Annotated in this window: 1 protein-coding gene; it reads left to right on the top strand. The window is 40.6% G+C overall.

Features of this window, described 5'->3' with window-relative positions:
- Nucleotides 1-17 precede the first annotated feature (17 nt).
- Nucleotides 18-229 (top strand): class I tRNA ligase family protein (locus tag AOA60_RS00100; RefSeq protein WP_368731540.1); only part of this gene is annotated, 212 nt, incomplete at its 3' end.

The following is a 229-nucleotide window of genomic DNA, read 5'->3' as shown; positions in this document are numbered from 1 at the left end:
GTGACTGGTATATTGAGATGGCAAAGTTACCACTTAATGGAGATGATGAAGAAGCAAAGCAGACAACACGTTCAGTTTTAGCTTACGTGCTTGATCAAACAATGCGACTTTTACACCCATTTATGCCGTTTATTACAGAAGAAGTGTGGCAGCACTTACCTCATGAAGGTGAGTCTATTACAGTAGCAGCTTGGCCTAAAAAGGAAGAGTCATTAATGGATCAACAAGC

The organism is Pseudomonas sp. 2822-17, assembly GCF_002742485.1.
Taxonomy (GTDB): domain Bacteria; phylum Pseudomonadota; class Gammaproteobacteria; order Pseudomonadales; family Pseudomonadaceae; genus Aquipseudomonas; species Aquipseudomonas cyclaminis.
The sequence above is the reverse complement of the archived record's forward strand: the minus strand, read 5'-3'. Positions and strand labels throughout refer to the sequence as shown.